18 protein-coding genes are annotated in these 19,654 nt (G+C 62.8%); 9 read left to right on the forward strand and 9 right to left on the reverse strand.

The window, feature by feature from the left end:
- Positions 1 to 220: 220 nt before the first annotated feature.
- The 6 genes from JQ641_RS19020 to JQ641_RS19045 all read right to left on the reverse strand — a co-directional run bounded on the left by JQ641_RS19020 (position 221) and on the right by JQ641_RS19045 (position 5,670).
- Positions 221 to 925, reverse strand: a complete 705-nt coding sequence (locus JQ641_RS19020; protein WP_211997511.1) for an ABC transporter ATP-binding protein — start codon at positions 923 to 925, stop codon at positions 221 to 223.
- The gene (locus JQ641_RS19025) at positions 909 to 1,643 is read right to left on the reverse strand and encodes an ABC transporter ATP-binding protein (protein WP_211997512.1); all 735 of its coding nucleotides are present in this window, start codon (positions 1,641 to 1,643) and stop codon (positions 909 to 911) included. The genes JQ641_RS19020 and JQ641_RS19025 overlap by 17 nt, the downstream gene beginning before the upstream one ends.
- The gene (locus JQ641_RS19030) at positions 1,640 to 2,620 is read right to left on the reverse strand and encodes a branched-chain amino acid ABC transporter permease (protein ID WP_192737285.1); all 981 of its coding nucleotides are present in this window, start codon (positions 2,618 to 2,620) and stop codon (positions 1,640 to 1,642) included. Before JQ641_RS19030 ends, JQ641_RS19025 begins: the two co-directional genes overlap by 4 nt.
- Positions 2,620 to 3,498, reverse strand: coding sequence for a branched-chain amino acid ABC transporter permease (locus JQ641_RS19035; protein WP_192737284.1), 879 nt, complete (start codon positions 3,496 to 3,498; stop codon positions 2,620 to 2,622). Before JQ641_RS19035 ends, JQ641_RS19030 begins: the two co-directional genes overlap by 1 nt.
- Positions 3,499 to 3,522: 24 nt before the next feature.
- The gene (locus JQ641_RS19040; RefSeq protein ID WP_211997513.1) at positions 3,523 to 4,767 is read right to left on the reverse strand and encodes an ABC transporter substrate-binding protein; all 1,245 of its coding nucleotides are present in this window, start codon (positions 4,765 to 4,767) and stop codon (positions 3,523 to 3,525) included.
- A gap of 81 nt (positions 4,768 to 4,848) precedes the next feature.
- Positions 4,849 to 5,670 carry a putative hydro-lyase gene (locus JQ641_RS19045; RefSeq protein WP_211997514.1) on the reverse strand — a complete coding sequence of 274 codons (822 nt, stop codon included), beginning with the start codon at positions 5,668 to 5,670 and terminating at the stop codon, positions 4,849 to 4,851.
- 119 nt (positions 5,671 to 5,789) lie between these two features.
- Here JQ641_RS19045 and JQ641_RS19050 point away from each other — a divergent pair, with 119 nt between their 5' ends.
- From JQ641_RS19050 to JQ641_RS19065, 4 genes are all read left to right on the forward strand, one after another.
- Positions 5,790 to 6,707 (forward strand): LysR family transcriptional regulator, encoded by a 918-nt coding sequence (locus JQ641_RS19050; RefSeq protein ID WP_211997515.1) that lies wholly within the window; start codon positions 5,790 to 5,792, stop codon positions 6,705 to 6,707.
- A 40-nt stretch (positions 6,708 to 6,747) separates the two neighbouring features.
- On the forward strand, positions 6,748 to 7,998 hold the full coding sequence (locus JQ641_RS19055) for a Zn-dependent hydrolase (protein ID WP_211997516.1): 1,251 nt from the start codon (positions 6,748 to 6,750) through the stop codon (positions 7,996 to 7,998).
- Between the two features lie 25 nt (positions 7,999 to 8,023).
- A complete protein-coding gene (locus JQ641_RS19060) occupies positions 8,024 to 8,938 on the forward strand; it encodes an NAD(P)-dependent oxidoreductase (RefSeq protein WP_211997517.1) in 915 nt (304 codons plus the stop codon).
- A 369-nt stretch (positions 8,939 to 9,307) separates the two neighbouring features.
- Positions 9,308 to 10,015 (forward strand): topoisomerase DNA-binding C4 zinc finger domain-containing protein, encoded by a 708-nt coding sequence (locus JQ641_RS19065; RefSeq protein ID WP_211997596.1) that lies wholly within the window; start codon positions 9,308 to 9,310, stop codon positions 10,013 to 10,015.
- Between the two features lie 419 nt (positions 10,016 to 10,434).
- On the opposite strand, the gene JQ641_RS19070 is transcribed toward JQ641_RS19065, so the two are convergent.
- A complete protein-coding gene (locus JQ641_RS19070) occupies positions 10,435 to 11,508 on the reverse strand; it encodes a tartrate dehydrogenase (protein WP_211997518.1) in 1,074 nt (357 codons plus the stop codon).
- Between the two features lie 191 nt (positions 11,509 to 11,699).
- On the opposite strand from JQ641_RS19070, the gene JQ641_RS19075 reads away from it, so the two are divergent.
- Complete coding sequence (locus JQ641_RS19075; RefSeq protein ID WP_211997519.1) at positions 11,700 to 12,476, forward strand: SDR family oxidoreductase; 777 nt, start codon at positions 11,700 to 11,702, stop codon at positions 12,474 to 12,476.
- Between the two features lie 134 nt (positions 12,477 to 12,610).
- Here the strand turns inward: JQ641_RS19075 and JQ641_RS19080 are convergent, their stop codons facing one another.
- On the reverse strand, positions 12,611 to 13,459 hold the full coding sequence (locus tag JQ641_RS19080; protein WP_211997520.1) for an alpha/beta hydrolase: 849 nt from the start codon (positions 13,457 to 13,459) through the stop codon (positions 12,611 to 12,613).
- A 98-nt stretch (positions 13,460 to 13,557) separates the two neighbouring features.
- Here JQ641_RS19080 and JQ641_RS19085 point away from each other — a divergent pair, with 98 nt between their 5' ends.
- From JQ641_RS19085 to JQ641_RS19100, 4 genes are all read left to right on the forward strand, one after another.
- Positions 13,558 to 14,979 (forward strand): amidase, encoded by a 1,422-nt coding sequence (locus tag JQ641_RS19085; protein ID WP_211997521.1) that lies wholly within the window; start codon positions 13,558 to 13,560, stop codon positions 14,977 to 14,979.
- Between the two features lie 245 nt (positions 14,980 to 15,224).
- Positions 15,225 to 16,547, forward strand: coding sequence for an MFS transporter (locus JQ641_RS19090; RefSeq protein ID WP_211997522.1), 1,323 nt, complete (start codon positions 15,225 to 15,227; stop codon positions 16,545 to 16,547).
- A gap of 11 nt (positions 16,548 to 16,558) precedes the next feature.
- The gene (locus JQ641_RS19095; RefSeq protein ID WP_211997523.1) at positions 16,559 to 17,224 is read left to right on the forward strand and encodes a sulfite oxidase-like oxidoreductase; all 666 of its coding nucleotides are present in this window, start codon (positions 16,559 to 16,561) and stop codon (positions 17,222 to 17,224) included.
- A 181-nt stretch (positions 17,225 to 17,405) separates the two neighbouring features.
- Positions 17,406 to 18,629 (forward strand): bifunctional alpha/beta hydrolase/OsmC family protein, encoded by a 1,224-nt coding sequence (locus JQ641_RS19100; RefSeq protein WP_211997524.1) that lies wholly within the window; start codon positions 17,406 to 17,408, stop codon positions 18,627 to 18,629.
- Between the two features lie 5 nt (positions 18,630 to 18,634).
- Here the strand turns inward: JQ641_RS19100 and JQ641_RS19105 are convergent, their stop codons facing one another.
- Positions 18,635 to 19,606 (reverse strand): YeeE/YedE family protein, encoded by a 972-nt coding sequence (locus JQ641_RS19105; RefSeq protein WP_502754973.1) that lies wholly within the window; start codon positions 19,604 to 19,606, stop codon positions 18,635 to 18,637.
- Positions 19,607 to 19,654: the final 48 nt, after the last annotated feature.

The raw sequence follows: 19,654 nt of genomic DNA on the forward strand, positions 1-19,654 counted from the left end.
ATGAGCAAAGCGACATCCGGGTATGGTCCCGCATATCGCTCCGCTCTTGCGGGCTACAGCTCCTGCCATAGCATCACGAATAGTGACGTTGCGTTCCCCCGGATGCTGCGCAGCGCGAAGCGGTGCGCTGCTGATCCGGGGTCCATCGTGTGATACCGCCATGGGTCCCGGCTCTGCGGAGCAGCGTTCCACGCTGCACCGCGTCCGGGACACGAGATCATCACAATCCCAGATACGCCTTCCGCACATCCGGATTGGTTCTGATGTCGGCCGCGCTGCCCTGCATCAGCACGCGGCCGGTTTGCAGGATGTAGGCGCGGTCGGCGATTTCGAGGCACTCGGCCATCCGCTGCTCGACGATCAAGACGGTCATGCCGGTGTCGCGGATGCGTTTCACCGCCTGGAAGATTTCATCGACCAGTTTAGGCATGATGCCCTGCGAGGGCTCGTCCAGCATCAACAGCCGCGGCCGCGTCATCAGCGCGCGGCCGATCGCCAGCATCTGCTGCTCGCCGCCGGACAGCGTTTCGGCGCGCTGATCCAGCCGCTCCGACAGCCGCGGGAACAGCTTGAAGACCAGATCCAGCGGCGCCTCGCGGTCGGCTTCGCCGCGATAGAGGTAACTGCCGAGCCTTAAGTTGTCGCGCACCGAGAGCCTGGGAAACAGCCGGCGGTTTTCCGGCACATAGGCGATGCCGCGCGAGGTAATGACATGCTGCGCCAGGCCGTCGATCCGCTCGCCGTCGAAGGTGACGGTGCCGGAGCGCGGACGTTCGGCACCGGCGATCGATTTCAGCAGCGTCGACTTGCCGGCCCCGTTGGCGCCGGCGACGCAGACGACCTCGCCCTTGGCGACCTCGATCGTGACAGCTGAGATCGCGACCAGCCCCTGATAGGCGGTGGTGACTTCATGCACCGACAGCATGACGATCCCCCAAATAGGCGGTAATGACTTTCGGATCGCGAACGACGTCGTTTGGCTTGCCCTCGACCAGCACCTTGCCGAGATCGAGCACGATGGCGCGGTCGACCAGCGGCATCACGATTTCCATGACGTGCTCGACCATCAGAATGGTAACGCCGGTGTCACGCACCTTGCGCACCAGTTCGACGCCGGTCTGGGCCTCGAGCGGGGTCAGGCCGGTCAGGCATTCGTCGAGCAGCAACAGTTTCGGTTCGGTTGCCAGTGCGCGCGCCACCTCGAGGCGGCGTTTTTCCGACGGGACCAGATCGCTGGCGAGCACATTGGCGCGCGCGCCGAGGCCGCAAAAATCCAGCACCTCATGGGCTTTCTGCCGCGCCACGCGCATCACGGTGTTTCTAACCAGCGCGCCGACAATGACGTTGTCGATCACGGTCATGGTCTCGAAGCTTTTCACAACCTGAAAGGTCCGGGCGACGCCGCGCACGCAGCGCTCGGCGGCCGGCAGCGCGGTGACGTCTTCGCCGTCGAACCAGATCGAGCCTTGCGTGGGCGGCAGCACGCCCGCGATCAGATTGAACAGCGTCGATTTGCCGGCGCCGTTCGGCCCGATCAGGCCGACGATTTCGCCGCGCTCGACCGAGATCGAGACGTCGCTGTTGGCGACGAGCCCGCCGAAGCGCTGCCAGACGCCGCGGGTTTCCAGCAAGGGCGTGCTCATCGCGTCGCCTCCTTGCGCTTGGGTGCGAACAGCGAGACCAGGCCTTGCGGCCGCGCCAGCGAGATCGCGATGATCAAGCCGCCATAGACGATCAGGTCGACGCCGCGGCCGGAGCCGCCGGCGTAGGACCGCGTCAGTTCCGTGACCGGAATCAGGATGACGGCCCCCAGCATCGGCCCCCACAGCGTGCCGATGCCACCCAGCACCGCGGGCAGCGCCATCAGCAGCGAGATGTGAAAGCCCATGATGCTCTCGGGATCGATATAGGAAACGAACTGCGCATAGAAGCTGCCGCCGACCGCGACCAGAAACGCCGACACCGCGGCAGCGCCCATCTTGGAATTGAACACCACGACACCAAGGCTTTCAGCGGCGTCCGGATTGTCCTTCACCGCGCGCCACCAATAGCCCCATTTCGAATCCTCCAGCCACCAGGTGACGAACCAGGCGACGCAGGCCAGCGCCAGCGCAAAGTAGAAATACGGCAGCTTGCTGCGCGCGAACTGGAATTTGAGCCAGCTGTCGCCGCGCACGGGAATCTCGATGCCCAGTGCCGCGCCCGCCCAATCCCAGTTGTGGAACAGCAGGAGCCCGATCTCGGCAATGACGATGGTCGCGATCGCGAAGTAATGCCCGCGCAGGCGGAAGCAGGGATAGCCCAGCCCCATCGCGATGAGAGCCGATATCAGGCCGCCGCCGAGCATACCGAACCACGGCAGGACGCCGAACTTGGTGAACAGCAGCGTCGTGGTGTAGGCGCCGATCCCGAAATAGAGCGCGTGACCGAGCGAGATCTGTCCGCAATAGCCGGAGAGGATATTCCAGCTCTGCGACAGCGCCGCCCACATCAGCGTCAGCACCATGATGTTCTGGACGTAGGAGTCCTTGACGAACAGCGGCACCACGGCCGCGATGGCGGCGAGGCAGAATGCGACGATCAGGTCGCGGCGGCGGCGTTTTGCGAAATCCGTATCCATCACATCGATCCGAACAGGCCGCGCGGCCGCACGAACACGACCAGGAGATAGACCGCATAGATGCCGACCGACTTCAGTGACGGCGGCAGGAGAAGCGCGGTGGAGGCTTCGACCAGGCCGACGATGATGCCGCCGGCAAAGGCGCCGAACACGCTGCCGAAGCCGCCCAGCGCAACCGTGACATACGCAATCAGCGCAAACGACGCGCCGACGTCGGGATAGATGTAGAAGAAGATCGACATGATGGCGCCGGCCAGGCCGACCAGCGCCGCACCGAGGCCCCAGCCCAGCGCGAACACGCGATTCTTGTCGATACCGACCAGCGCCACCGCGCCGGCGTCCTCGCGGGTGGCTTCGAGCGCACGGCCGAAGTCGGTTCGGTTGATGAAGTAATAGAGCCCGCCGAAGGCCAGCATCGCCACCGCCGCGCCGATCAGTTGCGGCTGCGGCAGGAAGATGCCGCCGATCGAGACGGTTTTGCCGCCGAACCAGGAATGGGTGACGCTGCGGTAATCCGGCGTGAAGAAGAACTGCGCCACGCCGCGCATCACGATCGCAAGGCCGAAGGTGGAGAAGATCTGCACCATGCCGGCATTGGCCTTGGCCCTGACCGCGAAGCGTACGATCAGGAGATAGACCACGGCGCCAAAGACGAACAACGCCGCCGCGACCAGCGGCGCCGCCAGCAATGGATCGATCGCGAAGAACGCGAACAGGAAGAACGACGCGTACATCGCGATCATCAGGAACTCGCCATGGGCGAAATTCACGACGTCCATCAGGCCGAAGATCAGCGCGAGGCCGACCGCAATCAGCCCGTAGAGCAGCCCCATCAAAAGGCCGCTCGCCAGGCTCTGGATAATGGTCTCGGCTGTCATGTCCCCCGCCCCCGTATCCGATCGTTACTTCATCGGCCAGACGGCCTCGGCGACCGCGCCTTGCGGCGGGGAGATGGTGACGAACTTGCCGCCGATATACTGCAACAGCACCGGATCGGCGTCGTTGTTCTGGCCGAGCTCGTCGAACTTCACGCGCTTCCACGGCATGATGGTCTGCTCGCCCGGGATTTCGGTCGCGGCCAGCGCCGCGCGGATCTTTTCACCATCGGTCGACTTGGCGCGATTGATGGCGTCCGCCAGCACGATCAGGCCCATGAACTCGCGCGAGGTGTTGTCGTTCAGGTCCTTGCCCGACTTCGCCTTGAACAAATCGTTGATCTTGCCGACCATCGGCCGCTTGGCCGCGAGATCGAGCGAGAAGCTGCCGCGGGTGATGACGCCTTCGAGCTTGTCGCCGACGGCGTCGTACAGCGCTTTCTCGGAGAAGCCCGCGGCCTGCGCCACGATGGCTTTCGGCTTGTAGCCGAGTTCAGCCATGGTCTTGACCAGCATGATGCCGTCGGTGGTGTAGCTCGAGGGCATCAGCACGTCGGCATTCGCCGACTTGAGCTGCTGGACCTCGGCCGACAACGACGGCGAATTGGAGCGGTACTTGATGTCGGCAACGATCTTGTAGCCGCGCTCATTCGCAAGCTTGATCTGCGCGTTCGCGGAGTCGGTTCCGAAGATCGTGTCCTCGTGGAACAGGGCCAGCGTCTCGATCTTGGTGCCCTTCTTCTTCAAGGCGTCGTAGAAGTCGAACATCGCCTTGGTGAACATTTCGTCGTGGGGCGCGGCGCGGAAGAAGAATTTCAGGCCGCGGGTATGCAGGCTCGGCGACGAGTTGTCAGCCGAGACAAACGGGGTCTGATAGCGCTCGCAGATCTGGCTGATGGTGACCGCCACCGAGCTCTGGTAGCTGCCGATGATGGCGCAGACTTTCTCCTGCGTAATCAAGCGCTCGGCTTCGGCACGGCCCTTCTGGGGATCGCCCTGATGGTCGGCGAACACGAGCCGAATCTTGGTGCCGCCGAGCCCGGGCAATCCGACTTCCTTTGCCAGCGGCAGATCGAAATCATGGTTGTTGTTGATGATGTCGGTGGCGGTGACATAGGCATGCTGCGCGTCGACGCCGATCTGCGCATTGGCGCCGGACATCGGATAGGTGACGCCAATCACCACTTCGGACGTTTGCGCGCGGGCCGCGATCGGCGCGAGAGCGGCGGCAGCGGTGGCTCCAAGCAATACATTGCGGCGCGTGATCGTCATTGCAAATCCCCTTTTTAACGGCTGACATCGATGAAGCGGTTAGCGGTTATGGTAAAGCCTCAATGATCGGCACCATCTGCATCAAAGCACGGCAAGCGCCTTGTTCTGCAAATCGGTCACCAGCATCAGTCCAGGCGCGTGCGTGATCGCAAACGGCAGTTTGGCGGCCGCGATGACCGATTGCGGCGTCACACCGCAGGCCCAGAACACCGGAATTTCGTCGTCCCCGACCGGCACCGCATCGCCGTAATCAGGCTTGTTGATGTCGGCAATCCCGATCGCATGCGGATGACCGAGATGAACCGGCGCTCCGTGCACGGACGGAAAGCGCGAGGTGATCTGCACGGCGCGGATCGCATCCGCCGGCTTGAACGGCCTCATCGATACCACCATGGGACCCGCGAACGGGCCCGCCGCGCCGCAGGCGATGCTGGTGCGGTACATCGGCACGCGCAGCTTACGCTCGATGTGGCGGATCGGCAGGCCGTCCGCCAGCAACGCTTCCTCGAATGAATAGGAGCATCCGATCACGAATGCCACCAGGTCGTCGCGCCAGTGCGCGGTAATGTCGGTCGGCTCTTCCACCACTTCGCCGTCGCGCCAGACGCGGTAGCGCGGCAGGTCGGTGCGAATGTCGAGGTCGAGGCCGAGCGAGGGAATTCTGAAATCACCGACGTCGGACATGCCGATGATCGGGCACGGTTTGGGATTGAGCTGGCAGAACCGGTGAAACGCGGCCGCCAGCTTTTCCGGCAGGATCACCAGATTGCCCTGCACGAAGCCGTTGGCGACGCCGGCCGTGGTGGCGGCCATGCCGGTACGGCAGGCATGCCGGGCGGCGACGCTGGGCGATAAATTCGCCGTATCGAGACCGGGTCGTTCCGTCTTTGCCAAGCTGGTCATCGTTGCAACAGCTCCAATCGGGTCGACATCTACTCCCGCATATGGCTATGATAATGTCTAATCGTGATTTTTAATCAAGATCGATAAAATTAATTTATCGATGTGCAGGCAGAGGGTGCATGGTTGATTTCAAGGCAATCGAGACCTTCATGTGGGTGGTGACGCTCGGCAGCTTCCGCGGTGCTGCGCACAAGCTCAATACCACCCAGCCCGCCATCTCACAGCGGATCGCCCAGCTCGAGCGCGAGGTGGGCGTGAGATTGTTACAGCGCGAGCGCCGCATGGTGATGCCGACACCGAACGGCCGGCAATTGCTGGTCTATGCCGAGAAACTGATCGGGCTGCGCTCGGAAATGCTCGCCGTGGTCGGCGACCACTCGGCGATGCGCGGCGTGCTGCGGCTCGGCGTCGCAGAGACCATCGTCCACACTTTCCTGACGCAGCTGATCAAGAGCGTCAATCACACCTATCCCAACCTCTCGCTCGAGATCGAAGTCGACATCACCTCGAATTTGCGCAACCGGCTGCTGGCGCAGGAGATCGAGCTGGCGTTCCTGCTCGGACCGGTGACCGGGCCAACCATCAGCAACCGGGTGCTGTGCGACTATTCGGTCGGATTCCTTGCCAGTCCTTCGCTCGGGCTAGGCAAGGAACGGCTGTCGGTGCATGACCTCGCCAAGTTTCCCATCATCACCTTTCCGCGCAAGACGCCGCCTTACGAGATCGTCCGCTCGCTGTTCAACCGGCCCGACCTGCCGCCGATGCGCCTGCACGCCAGCGCCTCGCTGGGTACGGTCAAACATATGGCGATCGAAGGCCTCGGCATTGCGGTCATTCCGACAGCGATTGTCGAAAGCGAAATCGCGGATGGAAGGCTGCAATTGCTGTCGACCAACCTGCAGATGCCACTGTTGACGTTTTCGGCGAGCTGGCTGGCTTCTCCGGACACCATCGCGGTCGAACGGGTGGCTGAACTGGCGGCCTCGCTCGCGCAGGGCGGTGTCGTTGTTGACGCGCCGCTGCAGGCGCGTCATTGAAGCGGATCGGGTGAGCATCAATCAAGACCGGAATGGCTGAATGACCAAGATCGCATCCAACCTGCAAATCGATTCCGCCCGGCTGTGGGACACCATTCATGAAACCGCCAAATTCGGCGCAACGCCGAAAGGCGGCGTGCGGCGGCTGACGCTCGGACCCGAGGACAAGCAGGTCCGCGACTGGTTCCGGAAAGCCTGCGAAGCCGCCGGCCTCGAATGTCACGTCGACGCGCTCGGCTCGATGTTCGGCCTGCGCAAGGGGCGCGACATGTCGAAGGCGCCGATCGGGGTCGGTTCCCACCTCGACACCCAGCCGACCGGCGGAAAGTTCGACGGCATACTCGGCACGCTCGCCGCGCTTGAAGTGGTTCGCACCCTCAACGATGCCGGTATCGAGACCGAGACGCCGATCTGCATCTGCAACTGGACCAACGAGGAAGGCTCGCGTTTTGCGCCGGCGATGATGGCGTCGGCCGCCTATGTCGGTGATTTCACCACCGACGACATTCTGTCGCGGAAGGATGCCGAGGGCGTCACGGTGGCGGAGGCGCTGGACAGCATCGGGTATCGCGGCGAGAGCCCGGTCGGCCGGCAGAAATTCTCCAGCTTCGTCGAACTGCATATCGAGCAAGGCCCGATCCTCGAGGCCGAGAACAAGACCATCGGCGTGGTCGATTCCGGCCAGGGCGTGCTGTGGTACGACGGCAAGATCACCGGGTTCGAGAGCCATGCCGGCTCGACGCCGATGCCGCTGCGGCGCGACGCACTGGCGACGCTGTCGGAAATCGTGCTGGCGATGGAAGCGACCGCAAAAAAACATGGCCCGAAGGCGGTCGGTACCATCGGCGAGGCCGTGATATCCAATCCCTCGCGCAACGTCATTCCCGGCGAAATCGCTTTCACGATGGATTGCCGCAGCGCGGACGCCGCGATCATGGACGCGCTGGACAGGGATTTGCGCGCGGCGATCACCGAGATCGCGGCCCGGCGCAAGGTCGACGTCAAGCTCGATCTGGTCTGGCGCAAGCCCCCGACCCATTTCGATCCGAAACTGGTCGACGCCGTCGAGAACGCCGCCACGGCGCTCGGCTATTCTCATCGCCGCATCACCTCCGGCGCAGGCCACGATGCCTGCAACCTCAACACGGTGATGCCGGCGGCGATGGTGTTCGTGCCCTGCAAGGACGGTATCAGCCACAATGAACTGGAAGACGCCACGCAGGCCGATTGTACGGCGGGTGCCAACGTCCTGATGCATACCGTGCTGGCGCTTGCCGGCGTGGCGTCATAAAATAATCAAAACCGGAGGGACTGCCGTGCGCGGTGTTTTTGTCGATGCCAATGAATCGCTGGCCGTGATCTTCGAGCGGCTGCAAAAGCCCGGGGATCCCGAGGTGCTTATCCACCGGGATCCCGACATCACCTCGGAGCAATATCCAAAGCTCCTCGACGGTGCCGAAATCGCCATCGTCGACCACACGGCGCTGCCGACCGAAATTGCGAAGAAGTGCACCGGGCTGAAGCACGTGGTGTTCCTCGGCACCGGCGCGCGCAGCTACATGAACCCGGAAGAACTTGCTGAGCTCGGCATCGAGGTGCACCTGATCAAGGGCTATGGCGACACGGCGGTGGCCGAATGCGCCATCGCGCTGATGTGGGAAGGCGCGCGCGGCCTCGCCAGCATGGATCGCGGGATCCGCGCCGGCAACTGGCTGCGCGATGACGCCATGCAGCTGACCGGCAAGACGTTGGGCCTGATCGGCTTCGGCGGCATCGCCGCCGAAGTCGCGCGGATCGCGCTCGGCAGCGGCATGCGCGTGATCGCCTGGAACCGATCGCCCAAGAAGCATCCGAAGGTCGAGTTCGTCGAACTAGATGAGCTCCTGACCGAGAGCGACGTCATCTCGATCCACCTGCTGCTCAACGACGAGACGCGCGGGTTGATTTCGCGTGCCTGTATCGAGGCGATGAAGCTCGGCGTCATCCTTGTCAACACCGCGCGCGGCGCCATCGTCGACGAGGAAGCGATGATCGAGGCCCTGAAATCAGGCCAGATCCGCCATGCCGGCCTCGACGTCTTCAACATCGAGCCGCTGCCGGCCGATCATCCGCTGACCAAGCTGCCCAACGTCACGCTGTCGGCGCATTCCGCATTCCGCACGCCCGAGGCGAGCGAGAATCTGATCGGGGCGGCGCTGGAGCACTGCCGGCGGATCGCGAAGGGGAAGTAGGCGTTTTTCTTCCCCTTCTCCCCTTGTGGGAGTGCGGGGCCCTGTGTAACCGATTGAGATATCGGGCAAAACGAAAATCCCTGTCCGTACAGTGCCTTGTACGAGGTTCCTTGCCGCAGCGGTCCGATGGCCCGTGGGCGCCGGCGCGGGTTGGCCTTGCCTGTGGCCCCCGGCGCAGGGGCGGGCTTAGTGCGGCCTTTCCCTTGACGGCTGACGCCCCCGCTTGCCATGCGCAGGCGGTGCCTGATCGCCTGACGATGGCTTGCAATCGCAACGGTTTGGCACGCGCTGACAATCACGATGCGATTGGGATATTCTAGTTAGTAGCCAGCGCGCCTTGCGCGGCTCTCGCGAAGCAAAAGCCCGGTCATGAATGATCCTGATCAACTTTCGTTTTTCGAAGACCTAGCTTCACCGACTGCGATTGAAGTTCCTGTATTGAAAGTGTTTGACGGTGATGGGTTCCTCACCAAGATCGCCCTTTGTCAACTGACGGATAATCAAAAAGATCACCTGGAGTTCGAAGCCACAATTCGATTTGGCTTTGTCGATGCTCCAGAGCTTGAGCAAAGAGGTGGTCGTGAAGCGAGAGAGTTTCTCACTGCTTTGATCGGAGGGCGAAAAGTTTGGATTGATATCCTGACCAAGATGGATACAGGCAAATCGCTTGATCGGCATGGGCGGATTGTCGCTGTTCCATATTTGGGTGATCGATATCCGGCTTCTATGGTCAGCAATCGTTCGTTATATCTGACAGGAAATATTGAGATTGAGATGTTGCTGAATGGTTGGGCTTGGGTTCTCGAAAGATACGGGCCTGATGAGATATATTTTGAAGCTTTGGAAGTTGCTCAGAAGAACAAGCGGGGAATTTGGGCGTACGAGGATAATGTTCACCCTTGGACCTTTAAGCGTCAGAAATACATCGATCGCCGTTTATCCGCAAAAGAACCGAAAACTGTTGAAAAATGTCCAGCGGAAAGCTGTGTTGGAAGTGTAGTGAAGCGCAACGGGAAGTTCGGAATGTTCTATGGATGCTCAAACTATCCGAATTGTACGTACTCACGTTCAATATAGAAATATTTGGGCCGCGATGACGCTGGCGCGGTCGTGTTGATGACGCAGGTAAAGCAGCAACCGCAGCCCGATGGCCGCAGCGAAGTGATCGCCCTCGCGGCTCTTGGGCACGGCACATCAACCTGATCGCTTTGCCCGATTGCCATTCTCGATTTGCCGATCTTCTCCGCGTCATACCACTTCATCGCCTGTGCGACGGCGGTGGCGACGATGGCCGGGTCGCCCTGCGTGTCCATGTCTTCGTGTGAGATGATTTCAAGGCGCTTGCAGACCGTGCTGTGGAACGCCTTCGATGTGCACCAACTCGACGGCGAACTCCATCGCTTCGCGCTTAGGTCCGTGGACCAAAGACAAACCCCTCATCCGACGCGGACTGCGTCCGCGCCACCTTCTCCCGCAAGGGGAGAAGGGAAGAGCAATCAATCCACCATATCCGCGACCGCTTTGCCGCAGGCGGTCGTGTCGGCGTTGCCGCCGAGATCGCGGGTGCGCAGCGTGCGTTCGCCGAGCGTGCGCTCGATGGCGCCGACGATCGATTGCGCCGCTTCCTTCTCGCCGAGATGCTCCAGCATCATCGCGCCGGACCAGATCATGCCGATCGGATTGGCGATGCCCTGCCCGGCAATATCAGGCGCCGAGCCGTGCACCGGCTCGAACACCGACGGGAAATTTCCTTCCGGATTGATATTGCCCGACGGCGCGATGCCGATGGTGCCGGTGCAGGCCGGGCCGAGATCGGAAAGAATATCGCCGAAAAGATTGGAGCCGACCACGACGTCGAACCAGTCCGGATGCAGCACGAAATTCGCGGTGAGGATGTCGATGTGGTACTTGTCCCACTTCACCTTGGGATAGTTCTTCGCCATCGCCTCCACGCGCTCGTCCCAATAGGGCATCGTGATCGAGATGCCGTTGGATTTGGTCGCCGAGGTCAGATGCTGCTTCGGGCGTGACGCTGCGAGATCGAATGCGAATTTGAGAATGCGATCGACGCCGACGCGCGTCATCACCGTCTGCTGGGTGACGAATTCACGGTCGGTATCCGGGAACATGCGTCCGCCGACGGAAGAATATTCGCCCTCGGTGTTTTCACGTACCACCCAGAAATCGATATCGCCGGGCTTGCGGTTGGCGAGCGGCGACGGCACGCCGGGCATCAGCCGCACCGGGCGCAGATTGACGTACTGGTCGAACTCCCTGCGGAACTTGATCAGCGAGCCCCACAAGGAAATGTGATCGGGGATTTTCGCCGGCCAGCCGACCGCGCCGAAGTAGATCGCGTCGTGCTTGCCGATCCTGGCCTTCCAGTCCTCCGGCATCATCTCGCCGTGCTTTTCGTAATAGTCCCAGGAGGCGAAGTCGAAATGGTCGAAATGCACGGCCACGCCGTGCTTTTTCGCGGCCGCCTCAAGAACGCGCAGGCCCTCCGGCACCACTTCCTTGCCGATGCCGTCGCCGGGAATGACCGCGATCCGATAGGTTTTTTTGCTCATCCTTGAAATCCTTGGGTGGCTTGCTCTTTGGGTCGTGCGCCATGCCCCAGACACGGCCTGTTGATGGCCTTGCAATGGACCAAACGGCGCGCGGGTGCAACGCTGCAGTGCAATGTTGACCGCTGATGGGCCGACCGCCTACCAATTTCGCAGATCACTCCCCCGATACCCCTCATGAAGCGAGAATTCCCATGGATCTGCATTTGCGCGGCAAGCGCGTCCTGATCACCGGCGCCTCCAAGGGCATTGGCGCGGCCGCGGCCGAGGCCTTCGCCGAGGAAGGCTGCGACATCAGGCTGGCCGCCCGCAACGGCGAGCAATTGAAGGCGCTGGCCGATCGGCTGCGCTCGGCCCACCAGATCGACGCCTCGGTGCATGTCGTCGACCTGCGCAACCCGGCCGACATCGAGAAGCTGGTGAAGGATACGTCTGATATCGACATCCTCGTCAACAATGCCGGCGATATTCCGGGCGGCTCGATCGACAAGATCAACGAGGCGACCTGGCGTCACGCCTGGGAACTGAAAGTCTTCGGCTACATCAACCTCACCCGCGCGGTCTACGCGCAGATGAAAGCGCGCGGCCACGGCGTCATCGTCAACGACATCGGTGCGGCCGGCGAAAAATTCGACGCGAATTATATCTGCGGCAGCGCGGGCAATGCGGCCCTGATGGCGTTCACGCGCGCGTTGGGCGGCAAGAGCCTCGCCGACAACATCCGCGTGGTCGGCATCAATCCCGGCCCCGTCGGCACCGACCGCCACGTCACGCTCTTGAAGACCCGCGCGAAAAGCCAGTTCGGCGACGAGAACCGCTACAAGGAATTCCAGAAGGGCCTGCCGCTCGGCCGCCCCGCCCACGCGCGCGAGATCGGCGACCTGATGGCGTTTTTGGCGTCGGACCGTTCGGGGTACACGTCCGGCGTGATTTATACGGTGGACGGCGGGATCAGTGCGGGGTGGGGGTAGAGGCTGACTGTTCGCGCGGCGAGTTCGCATCTCTACTCCTCATGGTGAGGAGGCGCGTGAGCGCCGTCTCGAACCATGTGGCCACAGCTGTGGCCTCGCCCTTCGAGACGCGCTTCGCGCCCTCAGGGTGAGGATCACGCCGTCCGTTCAAACAACTGCCTTATCAGCGTCGTGATCCTTCCCGTCGGCGACAGCATCTCGTGCATGATCGAAAAATGGTCGGCGCCGGGAATTTCCTCATAGGTCACCGGCAAGCCATGCCTGACGCGGTGGCCGGCGAAGTCGGCGGACTGCTTGCGCAGCAGCGGCAGTTCGGCGCTGCCGACCACCAGCGACAGCGGCTTGAGCGGACCGCCTGCCATCATCATCGGCGAGTTGCGGCGCGACGTCGCCTCATCGGCCTTCAGTTTCTCGTTGAGATAGCTGTGCCTGATCGGCTCGAGGTCATAGATGCCTGATATTGCCATCCCGCCCCTCACTTTGGGGTGCGACAACGCCATCGAGGTGAGATGGCCACCGGCAGACCAGCCGGACACCACGATGCCGTCACCGGCCGCACCGAGCACCGGCAACTGTCCGGTAAGATAATTGATGCCGGAATGGATTTCGGCCACGATCTGGTCGAGCGTCGCATCGGGCGCCAGCGTGTAGCCGATCAGCGCCACATTGATGCCATGCGCCATCGGACCTTCGGCGAACACCGTGAACACCTCCTTGGCGCGCGCCTGCCAATAGCCGCCATGGATAAACAGCAGCGTCGGCGCATTGTCGGCGGCTTTCAGAAAGTCGATCCGGTTGCGCTCGCGCGGCCCGTAGCGCAGGCCGATATGATCAGGAAAGCGCTGGCGCATCGCGCCGGAGCGTTGCTCCCAGCCGGCAACCATCTCGGTGCTGCCGCTGACAGCCTCACTATTGTTGAGGCCGCGGTCGAGCTCCTGGCGGCTCATCGTCCGCCAGTCCAGCACAGAGAACAATGCCGACATTCCAAATCTCCTATGCTGCCACGACGTGAGCGCGTTTCCACTTTGCCGGAAAATGTTCTACAGCACCATCGGGCTTCAAGAAACGACGGGAGAGAGTGGTGGCGGATCAAGGTCTGGTACGGGAAACGGCGTGTGCGGTTGTCAGCAAGCTGAAATCGGGTGAAGTCACGCCACTCGATCTGCTCGACGTGCTGGAAAAGCGGATCGCCGAAGTCGACGGCCCCGTCAACGCGCTGCCGACGCTGTGCTTCGACCGCGCCCGCGACCGCGCCCGGGCGCTGATGAAAAAGCCGGTCGGCGAGCGCGGCCTGCTCGCAGGCCTGCCGATCCCGATCAAGGACCTCACCGCGGTCGAGGGTGTGCTGACCACGCAGGGCTCGCCGATCTACAAGGATAACATCCCGGCGAAATCGGACATTCTGGTCGAGCATCTCGAAAACAACGGCGGCGTGATCTACGCCAAATCAAACACGCCGGAATTCGGCGCCGGCGCCAACACGTTCAACGAAGTGTTCGGTGCGACGCGCAATCCCTGGGATACTTCCCGCTCCGCCGCCGGCTCCTCGGGCGGTGCGGCGGTGGCGCTCGCGACCGGAACAGCCTGGCTCGCCCACGGCTCCGACATGGGCGGCAGCTTACGCAACCCCGCGAGCTTCTGCGGCATCGTCGGGCTGCGGCCGAGCATCGGTCGCGTCGCGCACACGCTCGCGGCCGCGATCGACCGCAATCTCGGCGTCCAGGGTCCGATGGCGCGCAATGTCGAGGACGTCGCCTTGCTGCTCGACGCGATGAGCGGCGAACACCCCGGCGATCCCCTGTCGCTGCCGGTGCTGCCGAATTCGTTCCTGTCCGCCGTGCGCGCCGGCGGCAAGCCGAAGCGCATCGCCTATTCGCCCGATCTCGGTATCACGCCTGTCGATCCCGAGGTTGCGGCCGTCACCCGCAAGGCGGCGCAGCGTTTTGCCGAACTCGGGGTCATCGTCGAGGAAGCCCATCCGGACCTCCGCGAAGCCCATGAATGTTTCCACGTGCTGCGCGCGTTCGACTTCGCGCTGAGCAAGGCGCAGCTGCTGCGCACCAAGCGCGACCAGCTCAAGCCCGAAGTGATCTGGAACATCGAGGAAGGCCTCAAGCTGACCGTCGAGCAGCTCGAGCGCGCCGAAGCGCAGCGCGTCGCGATGACCGCGCGCACGCTGGAATTCTTCGACAAGTACGACCTGCTGCTGGCGCCCGCCACCATCGTGGCGCCGTTTCCGGTCGAGAACCGTTACGTCGCCGAATGCGACGGCAAGAAGTTCGACAATTATGTCGAGTGGCTCGGCATCGTCTATGCGATCACGCTGGTGTGTTGCCCCGCGTTGTCGCTGCCGTGCGGTTTTACGGCCTCGGGCCTGCCGGTCGGACTGCAAATGGTGGCCCCGCCGCGCGGCGAGGCAAAACTTCTCGCCGGCGCCAGGCTGCTGGAAGACATTCTGGGCGTGCGCGGCACCACACCGATCGAGCCCCGCGCGCCGAAGTAATAGTGCGCGGGTGAATCGTTATTCCTCATGGTGAGGAGCGCGTCTTCGCGCGTCTCGAACCATGAGGCCACAGACGGGCCTGCATCCTTCGAGACGGCGCTTCGCGCCTCCTCAGGATGAGGTTCGATAGGTTTGGGCGCTGCCGGAGGGAACCGTGCGCAGCCATCGGCAGTTACCGGTGCTGTTCGGAAGGACACACTGAACCGGGATAGCCGGGGTTACAGTTACGTACTTGGAGACCAAGCATGACAGATCAAGTCATCAAATCCACTGGCGACCATCTCGACATCGCCGACGTGGAGCGGCGGATCAAGGCGATCTTCATCGGCTCGATCGGCAATCTCGTCGAATGGTACGATTTCTACGCCTACACTGCGTTTGCGCTGTACTTTGCGCCGGCGTTCTTCCCCAACAGCGATCCCGTGGTGCAGCAGCTCAACGCCGCCGTGCTGTTCGCCGCGACCTTCCTGATGCGGCCGCTCGGCGGCTGGCTGTTCGGCACCATCGCCGACCGCTACGGACGGCGGCTGTCGCTGACGCTGTCGGTGGTCTGCATGTGTTTTGGATCGCTGATCATCGCTGTCACGCCGACCTACGCCTCGATCGGCATCCTGGCACCCTGCATCCTCGCACTGGCGCGCATCATCGAGGGCCTCAGCCTTGGCGGCGAATACGGCGCCAGCGCCACTTACCTCAGCGAGGTCGCCGATCCCAAACACCGCGGATTCTATTCGAGCTTCCAATACGTCACGTTGATCGGCGGCCAGCTCACCGCGATCATAGTGCTGCTATTGCTGCAGAAGGTCTTTTTGACGCCGGAAGAACTAAGGGATTGGGGCTGGCGAATCCCCTTTGTGATCGGCGCCCTGCTCGCGATCTTCGCCGCCGTGATGCGGCGGGGCCTGCACGAGACCGAGGCGTTCGAGGAGGCCAAGAAGATCAGCAAGCCTTCCGGCTCGATCACCGGCCTCTTGAAATACCCGCGCGAGCTGTTGCTGGTGGTCGGCCTCACCGCCGGCGGCACCGCGGCGTTCTACACCTTCACCACCTACATGCAGACATTTGTAAAACTGTCGGTCGGGCTCACCGAGGACCAGACCACGTTCGTGATCTTCGGCTCGCTGATCTTCGCGACGCTGCTGCAACCGATCTATGGCGCGTTGTCCGATCGCATCGGCCGCAAGCCGCTGCTGATCTTCTTCGGCGTCGTAGGCACGTTGGCGACGGTTCCGATCCTGACCACGCTGAAAGAGACCAAGTCGCCATTCACGGCGTTCCTGCTGATCTGCGCCGCCTGGATCTTCGTCGCCGGCTACACCTCGATCAACGCGATCGTGAAGGCGGAGCTGTTCCCGACCAATGTCCGCGCGCTCGGCGTTGGGCTACCCTATGCGATCACGGTCTCCGTGTTCGGCGGTACCGCGCCCGCGGTCGCGCTCTACTTCAAAACCCTCGGGCATGAGGACTGGTTCTATTACTATCTCAGCGGCATGATCTTTCTCTCGCTGATCATCTATGCGACGATGCGCGACACCAAACATGAATCGGCGATGCATCGTCACGAATGACAGGTCCTGACATGACCGACGACCCCGAGCCGCCGCCGGAGAGCAAGCTGACGCGCAGCAAGGAACGCTGGGCGCGTGAGGGAAAGTTCCTCACCGGGAAGATCACCCGCCCCGAGGACCAGCGCCTGCCGCCGGGCCAGCATCTGACGCGCGACTGGCCGGTGCTCGACCTCGGCCTAACGCCGAATATTTCGCGCGAGCGCTGGCGGCTCGACGTCTACGGCGCGGTCGAAAACCCCCTGTTTTGGAATTTTGCCGAGTTCAGCGCGCAGCCGCAGACGCAATTCCTGTCCGACATTCATTGCGTCACCACCTGGTCGCGCTACGACAATCAATGGGAGGGGCTTTCGACCCGCGACCTGCTGGCGGCGTGCCGGCCGCGCGACGAGGCAGCGTTCGTGGTGCTGCATTCGCATGACGGCTACACCACCAACCTTGCGCTGGAGGATTTCGCCGCCGAAGACGCCCTGCTCGCCCACAGCTGGTCCGGCCAGCCGCTGGAGCAGGACCATGGCGGCCCGGTGCGGCTGGTGGTGCCGCATCTCTATTTCTGGAAGAGCGCCAAATGGCTGCAGAGCATCGAATTCCTCGATAAGGATGCGCCGGGCTATTGGGAAGTCCGCGGCTATCACAACCGCGGTGATCCTTGGGCGGAGCAGCGTTATTCCGGCGATTGAAACGAACTGGCTTTCTTGAAGATAGTGGCTTCATCCTTCGAGACGGCGCTTTGCGCCTCCTCAGGATGAGGTCTACTAGCTCAGGATGAGGTCTTAGATCCTCATGGTGAGGAGCGCGGCAACGCCGCGCGTCTCGAACCATGTGGCCGTGAAGATTGCCCACCATTAAGGGAGAACGCCCGTGCCGACCGAACGCTTTCAGTTTACCGGTGAAGGCGGCCATCAGCTTGCCGCGGCGCTGGACAAGCCCGACGGGGCGATCCAGGCCTATGCGTTGTTCGCTCATTGCTTCACCTGCGGCAAGGATGTGCTGGCGGCCAAACGCATCGCGACCGCGCTAAACGCGCGCGGCATCGCGGTGCTGCGGTTCGACTTCACGGGCTTAGGCTCCAGCGAAGGCGATTTCGCCAACTCGACCTTTACGTCTAACGTCGCCGACCTCGTTCACGCAGCCGACCATCTGCGCGACACCCGGCAGGCGCCGACGATCCTGATCGGCCACAGCCTCGGCGGTGCCGCCATTCTCGCTGCCGCCGGGCAAGTTCCCGATGCCAGGGCGGTCGTCACCATCGCCGCGCCTTCTGATCCCGCCCACGTCACACATTTCTTCAAGGATCGGATCGAGGACATCCGCGCGCAGGGTAAGGTGGAAGTGCAGCTCGCCGGACGCCCCTTTCATATCAAGCGTGAGTTCCTCGACGACATCGCCGAGCATGGCCTGATGGCGCATGTCGCCAAATTGCACAAGGCGCTGCTGATCATGCATGCGCCGACCGACGACACTGTCGGGATCGACAACGCGACGAATATTTTCGTCGCTGCAAAACATCCGAAGAGTTTCGTGTCGCTGTCCGGCGCCGATCATCTGCTCAGCAACAAGCGCGATTCCACTTATGTCGCCGACGTCATCGCCGCCTGGGCCGAACGCTATGTCGATCCGCTTCCAGCCCAACCGGCCGCCGAACTCGGCGAGGCACCGCGCAATGTGGTAGTGCGCGAGACCCGCGCCGGCAAGTTCCAGCAGACGGTCACCACAGGACCGCACCAGATGCTGGCCGATGAACCCGTCGCCGCCGGCGGCCAGGACTCAGGGCCCGGGCCGTATGACTTCGTGCTGGCGGGTCTTGGCGCCTGCACCTCAATGACGATGCGGATGTATGCCGACCGCAAATCGCTGCCGCTCGATCGCGTCACGGTGACGCTGCAACACAAGAAGATCCATGCGGAAGACTGCGCCGAATGCGAAACCCGCGTCGGCATGCTCGACCAGATCGACCGCGTGATCTCGATCGAAGGCGCACTCGACCCCGATCAGCGCAAACGCTTGATGGAGATTGCTGACAAGTGCCCGGTGCACCGGACGCTGACCTCGGAAATCCGGATCGTGACGAAGGCTGCGGAGTAACGGAACTAGGCCGTTGCCAGCGGACGAACGCGGAGCGCGCCGCGCAGGCCGAGCGCGGTGCCGACCAGGATGCCGGCAACCGCGATCAACGAGGCCAGCGCCAGGGTCGAAAAGCCTGACAGGCCCTGCCCGATCGAGCAGCCGAACGCCATCACGCCGCCGGCACCCATCAGCGCCGCACCACCGGCCGACCGCAGCATGTGCTGCGGCGATTGATAGCCTTCGAGGTGGAATCGGCCGGTCGCCAGCGCGGTGATCAGGCTTCCCGCCAGCACGCCGCCCACGGTGGCGATGCCGAAATTCAACGTCGATCCCGTCGACAGCATGACATATTGCAAGGCATCCGCGATCGGCGCGATGAAGGTCAGCGACACCACCGGCGCCGGATTGAAGTCGTCGGCGCCGAGATAGCCGCTGGCGAACCAGCCGGCCGCGACCAGCAGGCCGACCACAAGACCGGCGGCGACCTGTCCCGGTGATTTCCGGAACGGTGCATGCGCGAACGCAAAGATGATCAACGCCGCGCTGATGACTGACGCGGCCACCATGCGCGCCGTGACGTCGCTCAATCCAAATGCCGATAGTAATGCGGGCACCGAATTCGCCGACGCCGTGGTTTGCGATGCCTGCACCAGGGCGATGCGTGCCGGAGCGATCAGGCCTTTCAGCGTCATCATCGCAAAAATGCCGAGCACGACCACCACCACGAAGGAACGGAGATTGCCGCGCCCGAGCAGCACCAGCGCGCGCGAGCCGCAGCCGTTCGACAGCACCATGCCGTAACCGAACAGCAAGCCGCCGAAGAACATCAGCGGCGCCGAGAACGACGGCTGCAGATAGATCGACTTGCCGAGATCGACGAGACCGGCTGCAGCGAGCAATTGCGTCGCGGCGACGCCGACGCCGATCGCCAGCGCGTAAGTGCGGGCCAGACGTCCATCGCCCTCCGCCCACCAGCCGCGCAAGCTCGAGAGCATGCAAAAGCCGCTCAACAGGCCAACCGCGCCATAGATCAGGCCGATCAC

This window comes from Bradyrhizobium sp. JYMT SZCCT0180, assembly GCF_018130165.1.
GTDB lineage: Bacteria > Pseudomonadota > Alphaproteobacteria > Rhizobiales > Xanthobacteraceae > Bradyrhizobium.

Coding starts and splice junctions, on each gene's coding strand:
- JQ641_RS19020 (WP_211997511.1), bottom strand. CDS start 925: ATGCTGTCGGTGCATGAAGTCACCACCGCCTATCAGGGGCTGGTCGCG.
- JQ641_RS19025 (WP_211997512.1), bottom strand. CDS start 1,643: ATGAGCACGCCCTTGCTGGAAACCCGCGGCGTCTGGCAGCGCTTCGGC.
- JQ641_RS19030 (WP_192737285.1), bottom strand. CDS start 2,620: ATGGATACGGATTTCGCAAAACGCCGCCGCCGCGACCTGATCGTCGCA.
- JQ641_RS19035 (WP_192737284.1), bottom strand. CDS start 3,498: ATGACAGCCGAGACCATTATCCAGAGCCTGGCGAGCGGCCTTTTGATG.
- JQ641_RS19040 (WP_211997513.1), bottom strand. CDS start 4,767: ATGACGATCACGCGCCGCAATGTATTGCTTGGAGCCACCGCTGCCGCC.
- JQ641_RS19045 (WP_211997514.1), bottom strand. CDS start 5,670: ATGACCAGCTTGGCAAAGACGGAACGACCCGGTCTCGATACGGCGAAT.
- JQ641_RS19050 (WP_211997515.1), top strand. CDS start 5,790: ATGGTTGATTTCAAGGCAATCGAGACCTTCATGTGGGTGGTGACGCTC.
- JQ641_RS19055 (WP_211997516.1), top strand. CDS start 6,748: ATGACCAAGATCGCATCCAACCTGCAAATCGATTCCGCCCGGCTGTGG.
- JQ641_RS19065 (WP_211997596.1), top strand. CDS start 9,308: ATGAATGATCCTGATCAACTTTCGTTTTTCGAAGACCTAGCTTCACCG.
- JQ641_RS19070 (WP_211997518.1), bottom strand. CDS start 11,508: ATGAGCAAAAAAACCTATCGGATCGCGGTCATTCCCGGCGACGGCATC.
- JQ641_RS19075 (WP_211997519.1), top strand. CDS start 11,700: ATGGATCTGCATTTGCGCGGCAAGCGCGTCCTGATCACCGGCGCCTCC.
- JQ641_RS19080 (WP_211997520.1), bottom strand. CDS start 13,459: ATGTCGGCATTGTTCTCTGTGCTGGACTGGCGGACGATGAGCCGCCAG.
- JQ641_RS19090 (WP_211997522.1), top strand. CDS start 15,225: ATGACAGATCAAGTCATCAAATCCACTGGCGACCATCTCGACATCGCC.
- JQ641_RS19095 (WP_211997523.1), top strand. CDS start 16,559: ATGACCGACGACCCCGAGCCGCCGCCGGAGAGCAAGCTGACGCGCAGC.
- JQ641_RS19105 (WP_502754973.1), bottom strand. CDS start 19,606: ATGCTCTCGAGCTTGCGCGGCTGGTGGGCGGAGGGCGATGGACGTCTG.